This is a genomic window from Pseudomonas sp. KU43P, assembly GCF_033095865.1.
GTDB lineage: Bacteria > Pseudomonadota > Gammaproteobacteria > Pseudomonadales > Pseudomonadaceae > Aquipseudomonas.
The window spans coordinates 1113497-1133948 of the sequence record NZ_AP019365.1; the positions used below are offsets into that span (position 1 = coordinate 1113497).

Annotated in this window: 20 protein-coding genes; 10 read left to right on the forward strand and 10 right to left on the reverse strand. The window is 62.9% G+C overall.

All coding sequences use genetic code 11. The features are described from left to right. Positions 1-92 precede the first annotated feature (92 nt). The 3 genes from hisG (at position 93) to hisC (ending at position 3229) form a co-directional block, all read left to right on the forward strand. Complete coding sequence (gene hisG / locus KU43P_RS05030; RefSeq protein ID WP_060478751.1) at positions 93-728, forward strand: ATP phosphoribosyltransferase; 636 nt, start codon at positions 93-95, stop codon at positions 726-728. Positions 729-854: 126 nt separating this feature from the next. Further along, a complete protein-coding gene (gene hisD, locus KU43P_RS05035; RefSeq protein WP_317661320.1) occupies positions 855-2180 on the forward strand; it encodes a histidinol dehydrogenase in 1326 nt (441 codons plus the stop codon). 2 nt (positions 2181-2182) lie between these two features. Continuing rightward, the gene (hisC, locus tag KU43P_RS05040) at positions 2183-3229 is read left to right on the forward strand and encodes a histidinol-phosphate transaminase (protein WP_317661321.1); all 1047 of its coding nucleotides are present in this window, start codon (positions 2183-2185) and stop codon (positions 3227-3229) included. Between the two features lie 32 nt (positions 3230-3261). Here the strand turns inward: hisC and KU43P_RS05045 are convergent, their stop codons facing one another. Continuing rightward, positions 3262-4443 (reverse strand): alkaline phosphatase family protein, encoded by a 1182-nt coding sequence (locus KU43P_RS05045; RefSeq protein WP_317661322.1) that lies wholly within the window; start codon positions 4441-4443, stop codon positions 3262-3264. Between the two features lie 140 nt (positions 4444-4583). On the opposite strand from KU43P_RS05045, the gene KU43P_RS05050 reads away from it, so the two are divergent. The 4 genes from KU43P_RS05050 to KU43P_RS05065 all read left to right on the forward strand — a co-directional run bounded on the left by KU43P_RS05050 (position 4584) and on the right by KU43P_RS05065 (position 7372). Then, the gene (locus KU43P_RS05050) at positions 4584-5234 is read left to right on the forward strand and encodes a FadR/GntR family transcriptional regulator (protein WP_317661323.1); all 651 of its coding nucleotides are present in this window, start codon (positions 4584-4586) and stop codon (positions 5232-5234) included. Positions 5235-5247: 13 nt separating this feature from the next. Then, positions 5248-6513 carry a CynX/NimT family MFS transporter gene (locus tag KU43P_RS05055; RefSeq protein ID WP_317661324.1) on the forward strand — a complete coding sequence of 422 codons (1266 nt, stop codon included), beginning with the start codon at positions 5248-5250 and terminating at the stop codon, positions 6511-6513. Positions 6514-6610: 97 nt separating this feature from the next. Beyond that, positions 6611-7081, forward strand: coding sequence for a nuclear transport factor 2 family protein (locus tag KU43P_RS05060; RefSeq protein WP_317661325.1), 471 nt, complete (start codon positions 6611-6613; stop codon positions 7079-7081). A gap of 6 nt (positions 7082-7087) precedes the next feature. Beyond that, on the forward strand, positions 7088-7372 hold the full coding sequence (locus KU43P_RS05065) for a GIY-YIG nuclease family protein (protein WP_317661326.1): 285 nt from the start codon (positions 7088-7090) through the stop codon (positions 7370-7372). On the opposite strand, the gene yejK is transcribed toward KU43P_RS05065, so the two are convergent. Further along, the gene (gene yejK, locus KU43P_RS05070; protein WP_317661327.1) at positions 7373-8380 is read right to left on the reverse strand and encodes a nucleoid-associated protein YejK; all 1008 of its coding nucleotides are present in this window, start codon (positions 8378-8380) and stop codon (positions 7373-7375) included. It abuts the gene before it with no gap. 393 nt (positions 8381-8773) lie between these two features. On the opposite strand from yejK, the gene KU43P_RS05075 reads away from it, so the two are divergent. Further along, positions 8774-9055 (forward strand): HU family DNA-binding protein, encoded by a 282-nt coding sequence (locus tag KU43P_RS05075; RefSeq protein WP_027920195.1) that lies wholly within the window; start codon positions 8774-8776, stop codon positions 9053-9055. A 51-nt stretch (positions 9056-9106) separates the two neighbouring features. On the opposite strand, the gene rlmF is transcribed toward KU43P_RS05075, so the two are convergent. From rlmF to KU43P_RS05100, 5 genes are all read right to left on the reverse strand, one after another. Then, on the reverse strand, positions 9107-10057 hold the full coding sequence (gene rlmF / locus KU43P_RS05080) for a 23S rRNA (adenine(1618)-N(6))-methyltransferase RlmF (RefSeq protein WP_317661328.1): 951 nt from the start codon (positions 10055-10057) through the stop codon (positions 9107-9109). Between the two features lie 123 nt (positions 10058-10180). Next, the gene (locus KU43P_RS05085) at positions 10181-13027 is read right to left on the reverse strand and encodes a valine--tRNA ligase (protein WP_317661329.1); all 2847 of its coding nucleotides are present in this window, start codon (positions 13025-13027) and stop codon (positions 10181-10183) included. A gap of 198 nt (positions 13028-13225) precedes the next feature. Beyond that, positions 13226-13591 (reverse strand): DNA polymerase III subunit chi, encoded by a 366-nt coding sequence (locus KU43P_RS05090; protein ID WP_317661330.1) that lies wholly within the window; start codon positions 13589-13591, stop codon positions 13226-13228. 5 nt (positions 13592-13596) lie between these two features. Beyond that, positions 13597-14025 carry a DNA polymerase III subunit chi gene (locus KU43P_RS05095; RefSeq protein WP_317661331.1) on the reverse strand — a complete coding sequence of 143 codons (429 nt, stop codon included), beginning with the start codon at positions 14023-14025 and terminating at the stop codon, positions 13597-13599. Positions 14026-14076: 51 nt separating this feature from the next. Continuing rightward, the gene (locus KU43P_RS05100; protein ID WP_317661332.1) at positions 14077-15570 is read right to left on the reverse strand and encodes a leucyl aminopeptidase; all 1494 of its coding nucleotides are present in this window, start codon (positions 15568-15570) and stop codon (positions 14077-14079) included. 289 nt (positions 15571-15859) lie between these two features. Between KU43P_RS05100 and lptF the strand changes: the two genes are divergently transcribed. Together lptF and lptG are read left to right on the forward strand one after the other, a co-directional pair. Next, positions 15860-16975 (forward strand): LPS export ABC transporter permease LptF, encoded by a 1116-nt coding sequence (gene lptF, locus KU43P_RS05105; protein WP_317661333.1) that lies wholly within the window; start codon positions 15860-15862, stop codon positions 16973-16975. After that, on the forward strand, positions 16968-18029 hold the full coding sequence (gene lptG / locus KU43P_RS05110; RefSeq protein ID WP_317661334.1) for an LPS export ABC transporter permease LptG: 1062 nt from the start codon (positions 16968-16970) through the stop codon (positions 18027-18029). Before lptF ends, lptG begins: the two co-directional genes overlap by 8 nt. 148 nt (positions 18030-18177) lie before the next feature. Here lptG and KU43P_RS05115 read toward each other — a convergent pair whose 3' ends face one another. The 3 genes from KU43P_RS05115 to gcvT form a co-directional block, all read right to left on the reverse strand. Further along, a complete protein-coding gene (locus tag KU43P_RS05115) occupies positions 18178-18666 on the reverse strand; it encodes an RDD family protein (RefSeq protein WP_317661335.1) in 489 nt (162 codons plus the stop codon). 91 nt (positions 18667-18757) lie between these two features. Further along, positions 18758-18970 (reverse strand): cold-shock protein, encoded by a 213-nt coding sequence (locus tag KU43P_RS05120; RefSeq protein ID WP_008094261.1) that lies wholly within the window; start codon positions 18968-18970, stop codon positions 18758-18760. Positions 18971-19327: 357 nt separating this feature from the next. Beyond that, on the reverse strand, positions 19328-20449 hold the full coding sequence (gcvT, locus tag KU43P_RS05125; RefSeq protein WP_317661336.1) for a glycine cleavage system aminomethyltransferase GcvT: 1122 nt from the start codon (positions 20447-20449) through the stop codon (positions 19328-19330). Positions 20450-20452: the final 3 nt, after the last annotated feature.

The window sequence follows — 20452 nt, forward strand, 5'->3', positions numbered from 1 at the left end:
TCATCTGCCTGGCGCAGGGACGCGCCTCACGAATTGAATGCGGCCAGGTCGACGACCTGGCCGGCAGTAGCCGCTTAAGGACCGACGTTCCAATGTTGACCATCGCGCTTTCCAAAGGCCGCATCCTCGACGATACCCTGCCGTTGCTGGCCGAGGCCGGCATTGTGCCGACCGAGAATCCGGACAAGAGCCGCAAGCTGATCATCCCCACCACGCAAGACGACGTGCGCCTGCTGATCGTGCGTGCCACCGATGTGCCGACCTATGTCGAGCATGGCGCCGCCGACCTTGGCGTGGCAGGCAAGGACGTGCTGATGGAGTACGGCGGTCAAGGCCTGTACGAGCCGCTTGACCTGCAGATCGCCCGTTGCAAGCTGATGACCGCAGGCGCGGTCGGTGCGCCGGAGCCCAAGGGCCGCCTGCGTGTGGCCACCAAGTTCGTCAACGTGGCCAAGCGCTACTACGCCGAACAGGGGCGCCAGGTCGACATCATCAAGCTGTACGGCTCGATGGAGCTGGCCCCCTTGATCAACCTCGCCGACAAGATCATCGACGTCGTCGACACCGGCAACACCCTGCGCGCCAACGGCCTGGAACCCCAGGAACTGATCGCCACGATCAGCTCGCGCCTGGTGGTCAACAAGGCATCGATGAAGATGCAGCACGCCCGCATCCAGAGCCTGATCGATACCCTGCGCCAAGCGGTCGAATCGCGACACCGCGGCTGACTTCCTTGCGCGACCTTCGCTGTCGCGCCCGTCTATCCGCGTCATAGCCATTTTTCTCGGGTGCCCGCGCGGATGGATTGGTAGCCTAGGGCGCCTGAGCATTCGCCAATAATCGAGGCCCTCGCCATGACCGTGTCCACTGCAATTGCCCGTCTCAACGCTGCTGATCCGGATTTCGCCCGACATCTGGATCATCTGCTGAGCTGGGAAAGTGTGTCCGATGACGCGGTCAACCAGCGCGTGCTCGACATCATCAAGGCCGTGCGCGAGCGTGGCGATGCGGCACTGGTGGAGTTCACCCAGCGTTTCGATGGTGTCGATGCCAAGACTATCGATGACCTCATCCTGGGGCGCGAGCGCCTGGAACTGGCCCTGACCCGCATTACCCCGGTCCAGCGTGAAGCCCTGGAGAAAGCCGCCAACCGTGTGCGCATGTACCACGAGCGGCAGAAGCAGGACTCCTGGCAGTACACCGAAGCCGACGGCACCGTGCTGGGCCAGAAGGTCACGCCACTGGACCGCGCCGGCCTGTACGTGCCGGGTGGCAAGGCGTCGTACCCGTCTTCGGTGCTGATGAACGCCATTCCTGCCAAGGTCGCCGGCGTCACCGAGGTGGTGATGGTGGTGCCGACCCCGCGCGGCGAGGTCAATGAGCTGGTGCTGGCAGCGGCCTGCATCGCCGGTGTCGACCGGGTGTTCACCGTGGGTGGCGCCCAGGCAGTCGCAGCGCTGGCCTACGGCACCGAGAGCGTACCGCAGGTGGACAAGATCGTCGGTCCGGGCAACATCTATGTGGCCACTGCCAAGCGTCACGTATTCGGTCAGGTCGGTATCGACATGATCGCCGGCCCTTCGGAAATCCTCGTGGTGTGCGATGGCCAGACCGACCCGGACTGGATCGCCATGGACCTGTTTTCCCAGGCCGAGCACGATGAAGACGCCCAGGCCATCCTGGTCAGCCCTGATGCTGCGTTCCTCGACCGGGTTGCCGCCAGCATCGACAAGCTGCTGCCAACCATGGAGCGCGCCGAGATCATCGAAAAATCCATCAATGGCCGCGGGGCGCTGATTCAGGTGCGTGACATGCAGCAGGCCATGGACGTGGCCAACCGTATCGCTCCGGAGCACCTTGAGCTGTCGGTCGCCGATCCGCAGGCCTGGCTGCCGCAGATTCGCCACGCCGGCGCGATCTTCATGGGCCGCCACACCAGCGAGGCACTGGGCGACTACTGCGCAGGCCCCAACCATGTGTTGCCGACTTCCGGTACCGCACGTTTCTCGTCGCCGCTGGGGGTGTATGACTTCCAGAAGCGTTCGTCGATCATCTACTGCTCCGAGCAGGGCGCATCCGAACTCGGTCACACCGCCTCGGTGCTGGCCCGTGGCGAATCGCTGACCGCCCACGCACGCAGCGCCGAATACCGTATCCTGACCCAAGACAAGGGGAACTGAGCATGAGTCGATTCTGGAGCCCCTTCGTCAAGGACCTGGTGCCTTACGTGCCGGGCGAGCAGCCAAAGCTGGCGCGGCTGGTCAAGCTGAACACCAACGAGAACCCGTATGGCCCGTCGCCCAAGGCGCTGGACGCCATGCGCGGTGAGCTCAACGACAACCTGCGCCTGTACCCGGACCCGAACAGCGACCGGCTCAAGCAGGCAGTGGCCGAGTATTACGGTGTAACGCCCGCCCAGGTGTTCGTCGGCAATGGCTCGGACGAGGTGCTGGCGCATATCTTCCACGGTCTGTTCCAGCACGGCGGCCCGCTGCTGTTCCCCGACGTCAGCTATAGCTTCTACCCGGTGTACTGCGGCCTGTACGGCATTGCGTTCGAACAGGTGCCGCTGGACGAGCAGTTCCAGATCCGTGTCGAGGACTACAACAAGCCCAACGCCGGCATCATCTTCCCCAACCCTAACGCGCCGACCGGCTGCCTATTGCCGCTGCAGGCGATCGAGCACATGCTGCAGGCCAACCGCGACTCGGTGGTGGTGGTGGACGAAGCCTACATCGACTTTGGCGGTGAGACGGCCATCAGCCTGGTAGGGCGCTACGACAACCTGCTGGTCACCCAGACCCTGTCGAAGTCGCGCTCCCTGGCCGGCTTGCGCGTCGGCCTGGCGGTCGGCCATCCGGACCTGATCGAGGCGCTGGAGCGGATCAAGAACAGCTTCAACTCCTACCCGCTGGACCGCATGGCGATCGTCGGTGCGGCGGCGGCGTTCGAAGACCGTGCGTATTTCGATGAGACCTGCCGCAAGGTGATCGACAGCCGCGAGGCGTTGGTCGAGCAGTTGGTGGCCAAGGGGTTCGAAGTGCTGCCGTCGGCTGCCAACTTCATCTTCGCCCGCCATCCGCAGCAGGATGCCGCGCAACTGGCGGCGCGCCTGCGTGAACAGGGCGTGATCGTGCGCCACTTCAAGCAGCAGCGCATTGCCCAGTTCCTGCGTATCACCATCGGTACGCCGGAGATGAACCAGGCGCTGATCGACGCATTGGGCTGATTGCCATCGGGGCCGTACTGCGGCCCCTTTGTTCAATAGGCAACTCTCTCGTTGGCGGGCGGTTTACCGGCCGGTTCATTGCGTACCGCTGCCGCTGTGCCATTGAGCATCAGCAGGTAATCATTGACCTGTTCCATCCCGTCCGGATCTGTCCACTGCCCGTGAGCCGCTGGCACTTCTGTCAGCAGCTGCCCGTTCCTGTAGATCGTTACGCCTGCGCTGGAAGTGCTGTTCCATAACAGGCGCGCGCGGCTTTCGTCGGCCCTTGCCTTGCGCACCCCGGTTTCGCCCAGTAGCGGAGTGCCGTCGAGGTTCCATTGGGGCTGCAGATCGACCCCCATGTGCCGTAGCACGGTGGGCGCAACCGACGTTTGCGCGGCATGGCTGTACAGATTGTTGGGGCCTGGGTTGTCTTCTGGAATGCTGGGCTCGGTCAGCTCTTCGTTCAGCACCTTGTTGCTGGCGATGAACACGGTCTTTTCCTGCTCCGTCACGCCGCCATGTCCTTTGCCCCAGAAGTCGCGGCCATGGTCCGTGCTGACGATGACCAGCCAATCTTCCTGGGGATGTTCCTTCACGCGTACTTCGATCTTGTCCAGCAACCGCCCGATTCGGTTGTCGGTTTCGCGCAGCGCGAACTGATAGCGCTCGCCGAAACCGCTGCTATGGCCAACCTGGTCAGGCTCATCGAGCTGGATGAAGGTGAAGTCGGCAGATTGCCTGTCGAGAATTTCCAGGGTGCGCTCGACGACCTGATCATCCGACAAGCCGCTTTCACGCACATCATTGCCCTGTGCGTCTTCGAGCAAGAACGAGGTGTTGATGGGAGGCCAGTTCACCACGCTGGCCAGGTAGGCATTCGGCAACGCCTGTCGCAGCCTTTTGAACAGGCTGGGGAATGCAGGATCGACCCGTAGTGACTCGGCATTGGAGGTAACGCCATGCTTGTTCGCCCACACGCCGGTCAGCAAGGTGATCCAGCCGGGGCCGCTGACGGTCGCTTGTTCGCTGGCCCGGCCGTTGATGCCGCCAGCGTATGCCTTGGCGTAGTGCAAGCGGCGCTTGAGCTGGGTGTCGTCACCCAACGCTTCGTAGTGCTGCAGTTGAACGCCATCGATACCGATGAACAGAGTCTTGGGCTGCGACACCTGAGATCCTGCGCCGCAGCCTGATAGCAGCAGGCATGCCAGCAGTAGCGAGTCGGTCATGCGCATGAGGTGGCATCCCTGATCCTTTTGTCGGAAGCGTTGCAACAAAATGCGGCATTCACAACTGGTAAAAATGTCAGTTGCATTGAAGACCCGAGAGTGTTCGAGTAAGCTTCGAAAATTCATCGGATGATTGGTTGAGTACCATGAGTAGCGAATTGCCTCGGCGCTCCCTGGTCGAGCTCGCCGTCGAGCGGATGCGCGAACGCATCCTCCAGGGCGACTGGGCCGTTGGGGAGCGCTTGCCGACCGAGCCTGTGCTGGCAGTGGAAATGGGCATCAGCCGCAACACCGTGCGGGAAGCCATGCGCGTGTTGGCATTCAGCGGCCTGGTAGAGATTCGTCAGGGAGATGGTAGCTACCTGCGCACCTGCCAGGACCCCTTGCAAGCCGTGCTGGCCATGTCCCGCTGTACGCCTGAGCAGGCCCGGGAGACCCGGCACATTCTCGAAAGCGAAGCCATCGGGCTTGCGGCGCTGCGGCGCACCGACGAGGACTTGCGAGGCTTGCACGAAGCCCTTCAAGCCAGCGCAGCGCACTTTCACGGCGACATCAATGCATATGTCAGCTGCGACCTGGTATTTCACCAGCGCCTGATCGATGCCGCACATAACCCGGCCCTGAGCGAGTTGTACCGTTATTTCTCGGGCGTAGTCAGCGCGGCCTTGCAGCGCAACATGGCCACGGTGCCCCGCTGCCAGGCGACTTTCGACCTGCATGGGCAGATCCTCGTCGCCATCGAACAACGCGATCCGGAGCAGGCCAAGCGCCTGAGCCGCACCCTCATCGAATCCTGAACACGAGAAGGCCATGGCTGAACCTGTCACCCGCGAGCGAGAGCTCGATGAACTGCTGATCGACGCCGAAGCCGACGACGCCCAGGTACAGCAACAGGCTGTCGTGCTGCGACGGCCATGGCTCTTGTTGCTTGGGCTGGTGCTGGTGGCGCTGAACCTGCGCCCAGCGCTGTCGAGCATGGCGCCTGTGCTGGGCCAGGTGTCTGAGGGCCTGGGCCTGAATGCATCGCAGGCCGGCCTGCTGACCACCCTGCCAGTACTCTGCCTAGGGTTGTTCGCGCCACTGGCGCCGATGCTTGCGCGCCGGTTCGGCAGCGAGCGGGTAATCCTCGGCATCTTGTTGACCCTAGCGCTGGGCATCCTGGTGCGCAGTGCATTGGGGGCAGTCGGGGTGTTCGTGGGCAGCCTGATGGCGGGCGCCAGTATCGGCGTCATCGGCGTGTTGCTGCCGGGTATCGTCAAGCGGGATTTCCCTCAACATGCCGGGACCTTGACCGGGGTCTATACCATGGCACTGTGCCTTGGGGCAGCCATGGCCGCTGGCGCCACCGTGCCACTGAGCCAGCATTTCGACGACAGCTGGGCCGCTGGCCTGGGCTTCTGGATGCTGCCGGCGCTGCTGGCGATGCTGGTCTGGTTGCCCCAGGCGCGTCAGGGCCATGGCTTGCACAAGGTGGCTTATCGGGTGCGCGGATTGTGGCGTGATCCGCTGGCATGGCAGGTCACCTTGTACATGGGCCTGCAGTCGTCATTGGCCTATATCGTCTTTGGCTGGTTGCCGTCGATCCTCATCGGCCGTGGCCTGAGCCCGACCGAGGCCGGCCTGGTGCTGTCCGGCTCGGTGATCGTGCAGTTGATCAGCTCGTTGGCTGCACCGTGGCTGGCGACGCGGGGTAAGGACCAGCGGCTGGCCATCGTGATCGTGATGCTGGTCACCCTGGCTGGCCTGTTCGGCTGCCTGTATGCGCCCATCGAGGGGCTCTGGGGGTGGGCGGTTCTGCTCGGGTTGGGGCAGGGGGGTACCTTCGCCCTGGCGCTGACGCTGATCGTGCTGCGCTCGAAGGATGCGCATGTGGCTGCGAACCTTTCGAGCATGGCTCAAGGGGTGGGGTACACGCTGGCGTCCATGGGGCCTTTCGCAGTCGGCCTGGTGCACGACGTGACCGGTGGCTGGGCGGCGGTGGGGTGGATCTTCGCCGTACTGGGCGTTGGGGCCATCGTGTTCGGACTCGGCGCCGGGCGGGCGCTTCATGTGCAGGTGACCAGCGAAAGGCTCTGAGGGTTGGCCTGGCCTTCACTGGCCCTGTCGCCGGTACTGGCGAAGCCAAGCGGGGCAGATTATTGTGCTGCTTTCAACTGCCAGGAGGTCCCCGCCCATGAGCGACGCCAATCGTGACCTGATCACCCGCTTCTACCAGGCCTTCCAGCGCCTGGACGCCGAAGCCATGGTGGCCTGCTACAGCGATGACATCGTCTTCAGCGACCCAGTCTTCGGCACCTTGCGTGGGCGGGATGCCGGTGACATGTGGCGCATGCTCACCATCCGAGCCAAGGACTTCTCCCTGACCTTCGACCAGGTACGCGCCGACGTAACCAGCGGTTGCGCCCATTGGGTGGCGACGTACCTGTTCAGCCAGACTGGCCGAGTTGTCATCAACGATATTCAGGCGCGCTTCGTCATCCGCGATGGCCTTATCTGCCAGCATGACGACAGCTTCGACCTGTGGCGCTGGTCGCGTCAGGCACTGGGCATGCCAGGCGTGTTGCTGGGCTGGACGCCGCTGTTGCAGAACAAGGTCCGCCAGCAGGCGTACAAGGGACTGCGCGCGTACCAGCAGGCGAGTTGAAGGAAGGTGAGTGACGTGATCGCAACCCCAGTTGGCAAACCCTGGTTCGTCTACCTGGTACGGGCTGCCAATGGTTCGCTGTACTGCGGCATCAGTGATGACCCGCAGCGGCGTTTCGTGGCGCATCAGAAAGGGCAGGGAGCACGCTATTTCAAGACCAGCCCGGCGCAGGCGTTGGTCTATGTCGAGCAGTGGCCGGACAAGGGCGAAGCGCTGCGCCAGGAGCGTCTGGTGAAGCGGCTGCGAAAGTCTGCCAAGGAGGCCCTGGTGGCCTCCTATGCCGCCAGCTGATCAGTCCTTGCGGCGCTTCAGCTGATCCACCAGCTGGGTGGGCAAACCTTTGATGATCAAGGTGCCGGCCACCTCGTCGTACTCCACCTTGTCACCCAGCAGGTGTGCTTCGAAGCTGATCGACAGGCCCTCGGCGCGGCCGGTGAAGCGGCGGAATTGGTTGAGCGTGCGTTTGTCCGCCGGAATCTCTGGCGACAGGCCATAATCCTTGTTGCGAATGTGGTCGTAGAACGCCTTGGGGCGGTCTTCGTCGATCAGGCTCGACAGCTCTTCCAGGGTCACAGGTTCGCCCAGCTTGGTCTGGGTGGTGGCGTAGTCGACCAAGGTTTGGGTCTTTTCCCGGGCAGATTCCTCAGGCAGGTCCTCGCTTTCGACGAAGTCGCTGAAGGCCTTGAGCAGGGTGCGGGTCTCGCCCGGGCCGTCGACGCCTTCCTGACAGCCGATGAAGTCGCGGAAGTAGTCCGATACCTTCTTGCCGTTCTTGCCCTTGATGAACGAGATGTACTGTTTGGAGTTCTGGTTGTTCTTCCACTCCGACAGGTTGATGCGCGCTGCCAGGTGCAGCTGGCCCAGGTCGAGGTGGCGCGAAGGCGTCACATCCAGTTCGGCGTTCACCGCCACGCCTTCACTGTGGTGCAGCAGGGCGATCGCCAGGTAGTCGGTCATGCCTTGCTGGTAATGGGCGAAGAGGATGTGGCCGCCGGTGGAGAGGTTGGATTCTTCCATCAGTTTCTGCAGGTGTTCGACGGCTACCCGGCTGAAGGCTGCGAAGTCCTTTTCCTCTTCCAGATACTGCTTGAGCCAGCCGCTCAGCGGGTAGGCGCCCGATTCACCGTGAAAGAAACCCCAGGCCTTGCCCTGTTTGGCGTTGTAGCTGTCGTTGAGGTCGGCCAGCAGGTTTTCGATAGCGTCCGATGCCGCAAGCTCCCTGTCACGTGCATGGAGCACGGCGGGGCTGCCATCGGGCTTCTTGTCGATCAGGTGGACGATGCAGTGACGGATTGGCATGGGGGTCTCGGCGAGTCTGGGGCGGTCAGGGGCCGCGCTGCAAAAGTCGTCCAGTTTACCCCAGGTCACAGGTGGTGCAGTGGCCGGATGTTGGCAGAAATGCCGGTTGTTCGTTTTTTGTTCAATTTTGTGCGTTTTTGGCTAAAACCCCCTAAAAACCTGCATAAAAACCAAGTGGGCAGCGGATATTTATCCATTCCTGTGGTAGCTTTGCGCGGTCTTGCGCACCTCGGGTGGCGCATTGCTGGCAGCGTACTCATGCCGTGTCGAACCAAACGCCAATTTGCGTATCTACATTCGCGATTGGCGCGGCCCTCCAGTATTCAGGGGCTGGCCCGATAACGTCGTAGAACGCTGCATAACCACTGAATTAGATAGGGAAGGAACACCACCATGGCATTGACCAAAGACCAACTGATTGCCGACATCGCCGAAGCCATCGACGCGCCGAAAACCACCGCCCGCAACGCGCTGGAGCAACTGGGCCAGATCGTTGCCGACCAACTGGAAAACGGTGCTGAAATCACCCTGCCAGGCATTGGCAAGCTGAAAGTCTCCGAGCGTCCTGCCCGTACCGGCCGCAACCCTTCGACTGGCGCCGCCATCGAAATCGCTGCCAAGAAAGTCGTCAAGTTCGTTCCGGCCAAAGGCCTGACCGACGCCGTCAACAAGTGATTTGTTGATGCATTGACGAAGCCGCGCCCGGCTTGTCCGGGCGCGGCTTTTTCATGCCTGTGTTTTGCGCCGGGCGTGCCAGGCTTGGCGTGCAGCTTCGTCATGGAAGCTCCAGGCGACCATCCGGCTCTGCTTCTGCCCCTGGCCCATTTCGACGATGCGCCGGGCTTTGACGCCAGCCTTGTCCAGGGCCGCTTCGATACCAGGCAGGTTGCTGGCCTTGGACACCAGGGTGGTGAACCACAGCACCTGTTCAGCGCACTGCACGCTTTCGCCGACCAGTTGCGTGACGAAACGAATCTCGCCGCCCTCGCACCACAATTCGTTGTTCTGCCCGCCGAAGTTCAGCACCGGCAGCTTTCGCTTGGGGTCCTGCTTGCCCAGGTTCTTCCACTTGCGCTGGCTGCCACGGGTGGCTTCATCACGTGAGGCGTGGAAGGGTGGGTTGCACAGGGTCAGGTCGAAGCGTTCATCGGCTTGCAACAATCCGCCAAGGATGTGCTTGCGGTTGCCCTGCTGGCGCAGGGCAATGCCCTTGACCAGGCCGTTGGCCTGCACGATGGCCTTGGCCGAGGCCAGGGCCACAGGGTCGATGTCGCTGCCGAGAAAGCGCCAGCGGTAGTCGCTGTGGCCGAGCAGCGGATAGATGCAGTTGGCGCCCACGCCAACGTCCAGGGCGCGCACCTGGGCACCCTTGGGCACCTCACCGGCATTGTCCTCGGCTAACAGGTCGGCGACCACGTGGATGTAGTCGGCGCGACCAGGTATGGGTGGGCACAGGTAGTCGGCGGGGATGTCCCAGTGCTGGATGCCGTACTGGGCCTTGAGCAAGGCGCGGTTGAACACCCGCACGGCTTCGGGGTTGGCGAAGTCGATGCTGGGCTTGCCATGGGGGTTGGTGATGGTGAAGCGAGCCAGGTCCGGGTGGGCCTTGATCAGGCTGGGGAAGTCGTAGCGGCCCTGGTGGCGGTTGCGCGGGTGAAGGGTGGGTTTCTGGGTCATGTTTTGGATCCTGAAAAGCATCGCCGGCAAGCCGGCTCCCACACACAGGTACAGCGCTGTACTTGTGGGAGCCGGCTTGCCGGCGATGGGCTGCAAAGCAGCCCGCTATGGCTTCACGTTAGGTTACAGCGCAGCGATCCGCGCATGCTGCTCGGTGAAGTTCGCCAGCGCCTGCTCGGACTCAGCCAGCTTGGCGCGCTCCTTTTCGATCACCGCAGGCGGTGCCTTGTCGACGAAGGCCGCGTTGGACAGTTTGCCGCCCACGCGCTGCACTTCACCTTGAAGGCGCTGGATTTCCTTGTTCAGGCGAGCCAGCTCGGCGTCCTTGTCGATCAGGCCGGCCATCGGTACCAGCACCTGCAGGTCGCCGACCAGTGCGGTAGCCGACAGCGGGGCTTCGTCGGCATCGCCGAGCACGGTGAACGACTCGACCTTGGCCAGCTTCTTCAGCAGCGCTTCGTTCTCTTGCAGGCGACGCTGGTCGTCGGCATTGGCGTTCTTGAGGAACAGCGGCAGTGGCTTGCCCGGGCCGATGTTCATCTCGGCGCGGATGTTGCGCAGGCCGACCATCAGCTGTTGCAGCCATTCGATATCGCCTTCGGCGGCCACGTCGATACGGGCCTCATTGGCCACCGGCCACGGCTGCAGCATGATGGTCTTGCCATCGATGCCGGCCAGCGGCGCGATGCGCTGCCAGATCTCTTCGGTGATGAACGGCATGAACGGGTGCGCCAGGCGCAGCGCCACTTCCAGCACGCGAACCAGGGTGCGACGGGTGCCGCGGGCGCGCTCGACCGGGGCATTCTCGTCCCACAGGACCGGCTTGGAAAGCTCCAGATACCAGTCGCAGTACTGGTTCCAGATGAACTCGTACAAGGCCTGGCTGGCCAGGTCGAAGCGGAACTGCTCGAGCTGGCGGGTCACCTCGGCTTCGGTGCGCTGCAGCTGCGAGATGATCCAGCGGTCGGCCAGCGACAGCTCGTAGGCTTCGCCGTTCTGGCCGCAGTCCTCGCCCTTGTCCAGGACGTAGCGGGCGGCGTTCCAGATCTTGTTGCAGAAGTTGCGGTAGCCTTCGACGCGGCCCATGTCGAACTTGATGTCGCGACCGGTGGAGGCCAGCGAGCAGAAGGTGAAGCGCAGGGCGTCGGTGCCGTAGCTGGCGATGCCTTCGGGGAACTCGGCCTTGGTCTGCTTGGCGATCTTCTCGGCAAGCTTGGGCTGCATCATGCCGCTGGTGCGTTTTTCCAGCAGGGCGTCGAGGGTGATGCCGTCGACGATGTCCAGCGGGTCGAGGACGTTGCCCTTGGACTTGGACATCTTCTGGCCCTGGCCGTCGCGGACAAGGCCGTGCACGTACACGGTCTTGAACGGTACCTGCGGGGTGCCATCCTCGTTCTTGATCAGGTGCATGGTCAGCATGATCATGCGCGCAACCCAGAAGAAGATGATGTCGAAACCGGTGACCAGCACGTCGGTGGAGTGGAAGGTCTTGAGGAATTCGGTCTGCTCAGGCCAGCCCAGGGTGGAGAAGGTCCACAGACCCGAACTGAACCAGGTGTCGAGCACGTCGTCGTCCTGGCGCAGCTTCACGTCGGCGCCGAGGTTGTGCTTGGCGCGCACTTCTTCCTCGTTGCGGCCTACGTAGACCTGGCCGGCTTCGTCGTACCAGGCCGGAATGCGGTGGCCCCACCACAGCTGGCGGCTGATGCACCAGTCCTGGATGTCGCGCATCCAGGAGAAGTACATGTTCTCGTACTGCTTGGGCACGAACTGGATACGGCCATCTTCCACGGCAGCGATCGCAGGCTCGGCCAGCGGCTTGGTGGACACGTACCACTGGTCGGTCAGCCACGGTTCGATGACGGTGCCGGAGCGGTCGCCTTTCGGCACTTTCAGGGCGTGGTCGTCGATGCTGACCAGTAGGCCCTGGGCATCCAGATCGGCGACGATCTGCTTGCGCGCGACGAAGCGGTCGAGGCCGGCGTACTGGGCAGGCAGGCTGGTGTCGACCTGCTCGTTGACGCTGCCGTCGAGGTTGAAGGCCTGGGCGGCGGACAGCACCAGGGCATTCTTGTCGAAGATGTTGAGCAGCGGCAGGTTGTGGCGCTTGCCGACTTCATAGTCGTTGAAGTCGTGGGCCGGAGTGATCTTCACGCAGCCGGTGCCGAACTCGGGGTCGCAATAGTCGTCGGCGACGATCGGGATGCGACGGCCGACCAGCGGCAGCTCGACGAACTTGCCGATCAGTGCCTGGTAGCGCTCGTCGGTCGGGTTGACCGCGACCGCGGCGTCACCCAGCAGGGTTTCCGGACGCGTGGTGGCGACCACCAGGTAGTCCTTGCCTTCGGCGGTCTTGGCGCCGTCGGCCAGCGGGTAGCGCAGGTTCCACAGGTGGCCTTTCTCGTCGTGGTTTTCCACTTCGAGGTCGGAGATCGCCGTGTGCAGCTTGGTGTCCCAGTTGACCAGGCGCTTGCCGCGGTAGATCAGGCCATCTTCGTGCAGGCGCACGAAGGCTTCCTTGACCGCTTCGGACAGGCCGTCGTCCATGGTGAAGCGCTCGCGGCTCCAGTCGACCGACGAACCCAGGCGGCGGATCTGCCGGCTGATGTTGCCACCGGACTGCTCCTTCCATTCCCAGACCTTGTCGAGGAAGGCCTCGCGGCCCAGGTCGTGGCGGTTCTGGCCCTTGGCTTCGAGCTGGCGCTCGACCAGCATCTGGGTGGCGATACCGGCGTGGTCGGTACCCGGCTGCCACAGGGTGTTGCGGCCCTGCATGCGGCGGAAACGGATCAGGGCGTCCATGATCGCGTTGTTGAAACCGTGGCCCATGTGCAGGCTGCCCGTCACGTTCGGTGGCGGGATCATGATGGTGTAGGACTCACCTGCACCTTGCGGGGCGAAATAGTTCTCGGACTCCCAGGTGTTGTACCAGGAAGTTTCGATGGCGTGCGGCTGGTAGGTCTTATCCATGCGCGGCGGGACCCTATGGCATTTATTCGGGAAAGCCGGGAAGTATAACCAAGGTGGGGGCCGCAGGCGACAGCTGTACTTGTGTTGCCCGTATGGGCCTGATCGCCGGCAAGCCGGCTCCCACAGGTTCACCAATGCGCTGGGGGCTGGTGCTTTACCTGTGGGAGCCGGCTTGCCGGCGATGAGGCCGGTGCAGTCTTATTCGGAGCGCTGGATCAGCCGCTCGATGCGCGCATCCAGCCGACGCTTGATCTCGGTCTCGATATGCGGGGTGAAGTCGTTGATCACGTCCTGCATGATCAACTGCGCCGCGGCACGCAGTTCGGCTTCCAGGTGCAGCAAGGTGTCCTGGCGGCGGGTCTGCGGGTCATCCTCGGGCTCGGCCTTGGCCGGCTCTGGTGCGGGCTCGGCGTCGCCGGTCGGGGTGTCCAGCAACAACGGAATCTGCTCGACCGTCTCGGTCAGCAACGGCGGCTGCAGGTCGGCATCGCCCAGCAGCTGGCGAATCGACTCCAGGTCGTCGAGCAGATGGGCGGAATCGGGTAGGGCGGAAGGCTTGTCCATCGTCGTCAAAGTCGCTGTAAGCGGTGGTCTTGCAGAGCATAGCCCTGTTCGCGGTAGAAACGGAAACGTTCACGGGCCGATTGGCGGATGCCAGGCTCCTCGACCACGATCTCGGCAACCCGCTCGAACTGGCCGACGAACGTGGGCACATCGGCACCCAGGTTGATCAACAGGTCGTGGTGTTCACCGGCATTGTCGGCCAGGCCCAGGGCGACAGTGGCATCGGCATGGGCTTCGGCCAGGTCGTGGGGGACGAATGCCTCGCCCTTGAAACGCCACAGGCGCTGGTCCAGCGCCTCGCGTTGTTCGGCGTCCTGGCAATGCAGGTAGACGCGGTGACCGAGGCGCCAGGCCTTCTCGCACAGCTTGCAGGCGAAATCCAGCCGCGCCGACAGCGAGTCGGTGGGAAGGATGTAGAAATCGACTTTGCTCATGGTCAGTTCTGCCGACCGGCGGCGCCTTCAGGCGCCACCAGCCTTGCGCCGTCAGGCGCCGGCGCGGTCCAGCAGGTACTGGGTCAGCATCGGCACAGGACGGCCAGTGGCGCCCTTGTCCTTGCCGCCGCTGATCCAAGCGGTACCGGCGATGTCCAGGTGCGCCCAATCGTAGGCTTTGGCAAAGCGCGAAAGGAAGCAGCCCGCAGTGATGGTGCCGGCCTTCGGCCCGCCGATGTTGCCCATGTCGGCGAACGGGCTGTCCAGTTGCTCCTGGTACTCGTCGAACAGCGGCAGCTGCCAGGCACGGTCATCGGCACGCTTGCCAGCGTCCAGCAGTTGGCCGACCAGTTCGTCGTTGTTGCCCATCAGGCCCGAAGTGTGGCTGCCCAGGGCGACGATGCAGGCACCGGTCAGGGTGGCGATGTCGATCACGGCCTGCGGCTTGAAACGCTCGGCGTAGGTCAGGGTGTCGCACAGCACCAGGCGGCCCTCGGCGTCGGTGTTGAGGATCTCAACCGTCTGCCCGCTCATGGTAGTGACGATGTCGCCTGGGCGGGTGGCGCCGCCACTGGGCATGTTCTCGGCACAGGCGAGCAGGCATACCAGGTTGATCGGCAGCTGCAGTTCGAGCACCGCGCGCAGGGTGCCGAACACGCTGGCGGCCCCGCACATGTCGAACTTCATCTCGTCCATGCCGGCGCCTGGTTTCAGGCTGATGCCGCCGGTGTCGAACGTGATGCCCTTGCCGACCAGCACGAAGGGTTTGTCGGCCTTCTTGCCACCCTGGTAGTTCAGCACGATCAACCGTGGCGGCTGGTCGCTGCCCTGGCCCACGGCGTAGAACGCACCCATGCCCAAGTCCTTGATCTTCTTCTCGTCCAGTACTTCGACCTTCAGGCCCTTGTGGGCCTTGCCCAGGTCCTTGGCCTGTTCGGCGAGGTAGCTGGGGTGGCACAGGTTCGGCGGCAGGTTGCCCAGGTCGCGGGTGAAAGCCATGCCGGTGGCGATGGCGCTGGCATGCTTGACGGCGCGCTCGACCTCGGCCTGGCCGGCCTTGTCGGCCAGCAGGGTGATCTTCTTCAGGGCGCGAGGTTCGGCTTTCTGGCTCTTGAAGCGGTCGAACACGTATTCGCCGTCGAGCAGGGTCTCGGCCAGCAGGCGGTATTTGCCGTAATGGGCATCGCGGTTGTTGACGGCGATGTCGTCCAGGGCGAGCACGGCATCGCTGCCGTTCAGGCCCTTCAGCACGCCAGCCACACTGGCGACCAGCTTGCGCCAGGCGCGGTCGCCGAGGGCTTCGTCCTTGCCGCTGCCTACCAGCAGTACGCGCTCGGCTTTAAGGCCCGGCAGGCTTTGCAGCAGTAGGGTCTGGCCAGGCTTGCCGGCCAGGTCACCACGCTTGAGCACGGCGCTGATGGCGCCTTCGCTGGCCTGGTCGACGGCCTTGGCAACGGCGCCGAGCTTGCGGCCTTCACCCACTGGAACGACCAGTGTGGCGGTTTTTACGGATGCAGCGGCTACGCTTTTTACAACCAGTTCCATGTCAGGATCCCCGAATGGTCTATGCAGTTGGCGCTTGGAGGTCTCGCGCTCTGGACGGGCCTGGCCGCGTGCTCGCGTACCAGTGGAAAAGCTGCCAGTTTGAGCCTCTGGCAAGCGTGCTGACAACCCCGTTGTCCGCCTTCATGCGCGGCCAAGTGACAGGCGCGGCCAATCACAGGATAATGCGCGCACTTTACATGGAGGTTCGCCCCCGGCGAACCGGCATTGGTCTTGGCTGTCGTAAGCCTTTGTTTGGCAATCCGCCCCTGACAACCCAGGAGTGTCTGGCTTGATCGTCTTTCGTTATCTGTCCCGCGAGGTCCTGTTGACCTTGAGCGCCGTCAGCGCCGTGCTGCTGGTGATCATCATGAGCGGGCGCTTCATCAAGTACCTGGCCCAGGCGGCCCAGGGCGTGCTCGACCCGAGCGTGCTGTTTCTGATCATGGGTTTCCGCCTGCCGGGCTTTCTGCAACTGATCCTGCCACTGGGGCTGTTCCTCGGCATCCTGCTGGCCTACGGGCGGTTGTACCTGGAAAGCGAAATGACCGTGCTGTCGGCCACTGGCATGAGCCAGCAGCGCCTGCTCGGCCTGACCATGGCGCCGGCTGCACTGGTGGCGCTGCTGGTGGCCTGGCTGAGCTTGAGCCTGGCGCCGCTGGGTGTGGCCCAGGTGCAGCAGATCATCAGCCAGCAGGACGCCCTGACCGAGTTCGATACCCTGGTGCCCGGTCGCTTCCAGACCCTGCGCGATGGTTCGCGGGTGACCTACACCGAAGAACTGTCGGATGACCGCAGCAACCTCGCCGGTGTGTTCATCTCCGAGAAGCGCTTCAATCAGGACAAGACCAAGGACCGCGCGCCTTCCGTTCTGGTCGCCGAAAAAGGCCACCAGGAAGTGCAGGCCGACGGCAACCGCTACCTGGTTCTGCAAAATGGTTATCGCTACGACGGCAACCCCGGCCAGGCCGACTACCGCGCGATCAAGTACGACACCTACGGTGTGCTGCTGCCAAAGCCGGAAGTCACCGAGGAAGTGACCGAGCGTGAAGCGATCCCTACCTCGGAGCTGTTCGGCAGCAACGGCCTGCGCGAGCGAGCCGAGCTGCAATGGCGGATCTCGCTGCCGATCCTGGTGTTCGTGGTGACCCTGCTTGCGGTGCCGCTGTCCAGGGTCAACCCGCGCCAGGGCCGCTTCCTCAAGTTGTTGCCGGCGATTCTTCTGTACATGGCTTACCTGACAATGCTGATTTCCGCTCGCGGCGCCCTGGAAAAGGGCAAGTTGCCGATCGCCCTGGGCCTGTGGTGGGTGCATGGGCTGTTCCTGTTGATCGGCCTTGGCCTGATGTACTGGGAACCGCTGCGCCTGAAGATGGCTGCCCGTCGTGCGGAGGTGGCCCATGGCTAAGCTCGATCGCTATATCGGCCAGAGCGTACTGCTGGCCATTCTGGCCGTGCTGGGGATCATCCTCGGCCTGGCCTCGCTGTTCGCCTTCATCGATGAGATGAGCGACCTGAGCGACACCTATACCGTGATGGAAGCGGGCAGCTTCGTGTTGCTGACCGCCCCGCGGCGCCTGTACGACATGCTGCCGATGGCCGCCCTGATCGGCTGCCTGATCGGCCTGGGCAGCCTGGCGAGCAGCAGCGAACTGACCATCATGCGTGCTGCCGGGGTTTCCATCGGCCGTATCGTCTGGGCGGTCATGAAGCCGATGCTGGTGCTGATGCTGGCGGGTGTGCTGATTGGCGAATACGTGGCCCCGGTAACCGAGAACAAGGCCCAGGCCGATCGTTCCCTGGCCCAGGGTGGTGGTGAAGCGCAGAGCTCCAAGCGCGGCATGTGGCATCGTCAGGGCGAAGAGTTCGTGCACATCAACGCCGTGCAGCCCAATGGCCTGCTGCTGGGTGTGACCCGTTACCACTTCGACAGCGAGCGCAAGATCGTCACCTCGAGCTTCGCGCGCCGTGCGCAGTACAACCAGGACCACTGGTTGCTCAGCGATGTCAGCACCACGTATTTCCGTGGCGACCATACCGAAGTGGTCAAGGCCCCTGAAGAGCGCTGGGATGTGTCGGTGACGCCGCAGTTGCTCAACACGGTGATCCTGGCGCCTGAATCGCTGTCCATCTCGGGGTTGTGGGACTACATCCACTATCTGTCCGACCAGGGACTGAACAACTCCCGCTACTGGCTGGCGTTTTGGACCAAGGTCTTGCAACCGATCGTGACCGCAGCGTTGGTGCTGATGGCGATTTCCTTCATCTTCGGGCCGCTGCGTTCGGTGACCCTGGGCCAGCGCGTGTTCACCGGTGTTCTGGTGGGCTTTGTGTTCCGGATCGCCGGCGATCTGCTGGGCCCTTCGAGCCAGGTGTTCGGCTTCCCGCCGTTGCTGGCGGTGGTGATACCGGCGGGGGTGTGCGCCCTGGCAGGGATCTGGTTGTTGCGCCGGGCCGGATAATGGCCTGAGCGACACAAGAAAGCCGACCTTGAGGTCGGCTTTTTCATTGGCCCCTATCGCCGGCAAGCCGGCTCCCACAGGTTCATCGCAACCTTTGAACGCTGCGGCGTACCTGTGGGAGCCGGCTTGCCGGCGATAGGGCGCTTTGCTATTTGCTCCGCTTCGGCACCCGCACCAGTTGGGTCTCCGAATAGATGTCATGCCAGCCGCGCTTGCGTTTGTCTTTCAGCGACCAGAAGAACCCCAGCCCCAGGCACAGCCACGAGGCGATCGACACCACGAAGCGCAGCAACGCCTGCCACAGGCTGATGGCGCTGCCATCGGCATTCTGCACACGCACGCCCCACACCTGCATGCCAAGGGTCTGGCCGCCATGGGTCCAGAACTTGGCAAAGAAGCCGAACAGCACGAACAGCAACACCGTTGACAGCAGCGGGTCGCCATCCAGGGCGCCAGCTTCGGTCAGTTCGCGCATGCGCGCTTCACCGATGATCGCCATCTGGATCATCTTGTAGGCGCCAGCGGTCACGATCAGCAGCGCCGTGCACAGCAGGAAGTCATAGAACATCGCCGCCAGGCGCCGGCCGAAGCCGACCGGTGGGAAATCACCCTGGGGTGAGAGCAGAGGCTTGGACATGCAAAACGGCTCCGAAAGGCGAAGCCGGTATTCTACGGGCAAAAAAAAGCCCCTGCACTGGGCAGGGGCTTTCTTGTAAGTCTCGAGCCGCTTAGCCGAGGACCTGAACCTTGTCAGCCTGCATGCCTTTCTGGCCTTGGACTGCTTCGAAGGTTACTTTCTGGCCTTCCTTCAGGCTCTTGAAGCCGTTGCCTTCGATGGCACGGAAGTGCACGAACAGATCAGCACCGCTTTCCGGGGTGATGAAGCCGTAACCTTTTTCGTCATTGAACCACTTGACGGTACCGTTCTGACGCTCAGCCATTGTCTTATTTCCTATGAAGCTTGAATTTTAATGACAGTTTCTTTCACGTTATAAAAGAGTGAAAGATTACTGGGCTGGGTTGCAGGAAAGTAAGAGACGTCGAACGGGTTGTAGCAGATTGCGGCTACTGGCCCAGGTCACGAACTGTTGCGACCCATGCAAACACAGTGCAGTGACTCTACGCCAACTCCCGAGAAAAAAACAAGCCCTTGGTCGAATGGAAAATCAGGCTTTTTCCGGGAACCTATCAATTTGTTGGAAACGGCGTGGCGCCTGGCCTGGCGCCATGTTCAAAAGTTATTGGGCAGGTTCGAAATCGAATATCGCGAACCTGCCGAAAAACCTCACAGAGTGCCTTCAACCCCGATAGTAACGTTGCGGAACAAAAGGCATTTTGCTGACTTTCAAGGCAACCTTCTTTCCTCGCACCATGGCATACAGTGGTGTATCGATTGCGCCATGTTCGATATCGACATAGCCCATGGCGAGCGGTGCGCCGAGTGTCGGACCAAAGCCACCACTGCACACTTTGCCTACCACTTTGTCGGCTGCATCGACGATCTCGGCGCCTTCACGTACCGGCGTACGTTCCTGTGGCAACAGCCCGACACGCTTGCGTGCCACACCTTGTTGCTGCTGGGTGAAGATCGTCTCGGCACCGGGGAAGCCGCCGGCGCGGGCGCCGTCGGCGCGGCGCACCTTGGAGATCGCCCAGAGCAGGCTGGCTTCGAGGGGCGTGGTGCCGGTGTCCATGTCGTGGCCATACAGGCACAGGCCGGCTTCCAGGCGCAGCGAGTCGCGCGCACCCAGGCCGATCGGTTGTACTTCGGCTTCGGCCAGCAGGCGACGAGCGAGGGCTTCGGCGGCGTCTACCGGCACCGAAATCTCGTATCCGTCTTCACCGGTGTACCCCGAGCGACTGACGAAGCAGTCTTCGCCAAGCAGCTGGAGCGGGCGGAACTGCATGAAGGTCATGCCGGCCACTTCCGGCGCCAGGCGCTCCAGCACCTTGACCGCAGCAGGGCCTTGCAGGGCAAGCAGGGCACGTTGCTCGAACAACGGCTGGATCTCGCAACGATCACCGATGTGCTTTTGCAAGTGAGCCAGGTCCTGCTCCTTGCAGGCTGCATTGACCACCAGGAACAGGGTGTCGTCACCCAGATTGGCGACCATCAGGTCATCGAGGATGCCGCCTTGCTCGTTGGTGAACATGGCATAGCGTTGCATGCCTACCGGCAGATCGACGATATCCACCGGCACCAGGCTTTCCAGGGCCTGGGCGGCATCCTTGCCGCACAGCATGATCTGGCCCATGTGGGAGACGTCGAACAAGCCGGCCTGCTCGCGGGTGTGCAGGTGCTCCTTGAGCACGCCGAGCGGGTACTGCACCGGCATCTCGAAGCCGGCGAACGGCACCATGCGCGCGCCCAGTTCAATGTGCAGGGCGTGCAGCGGGGTCTTTTGCAGTGTTTCGGACATCGG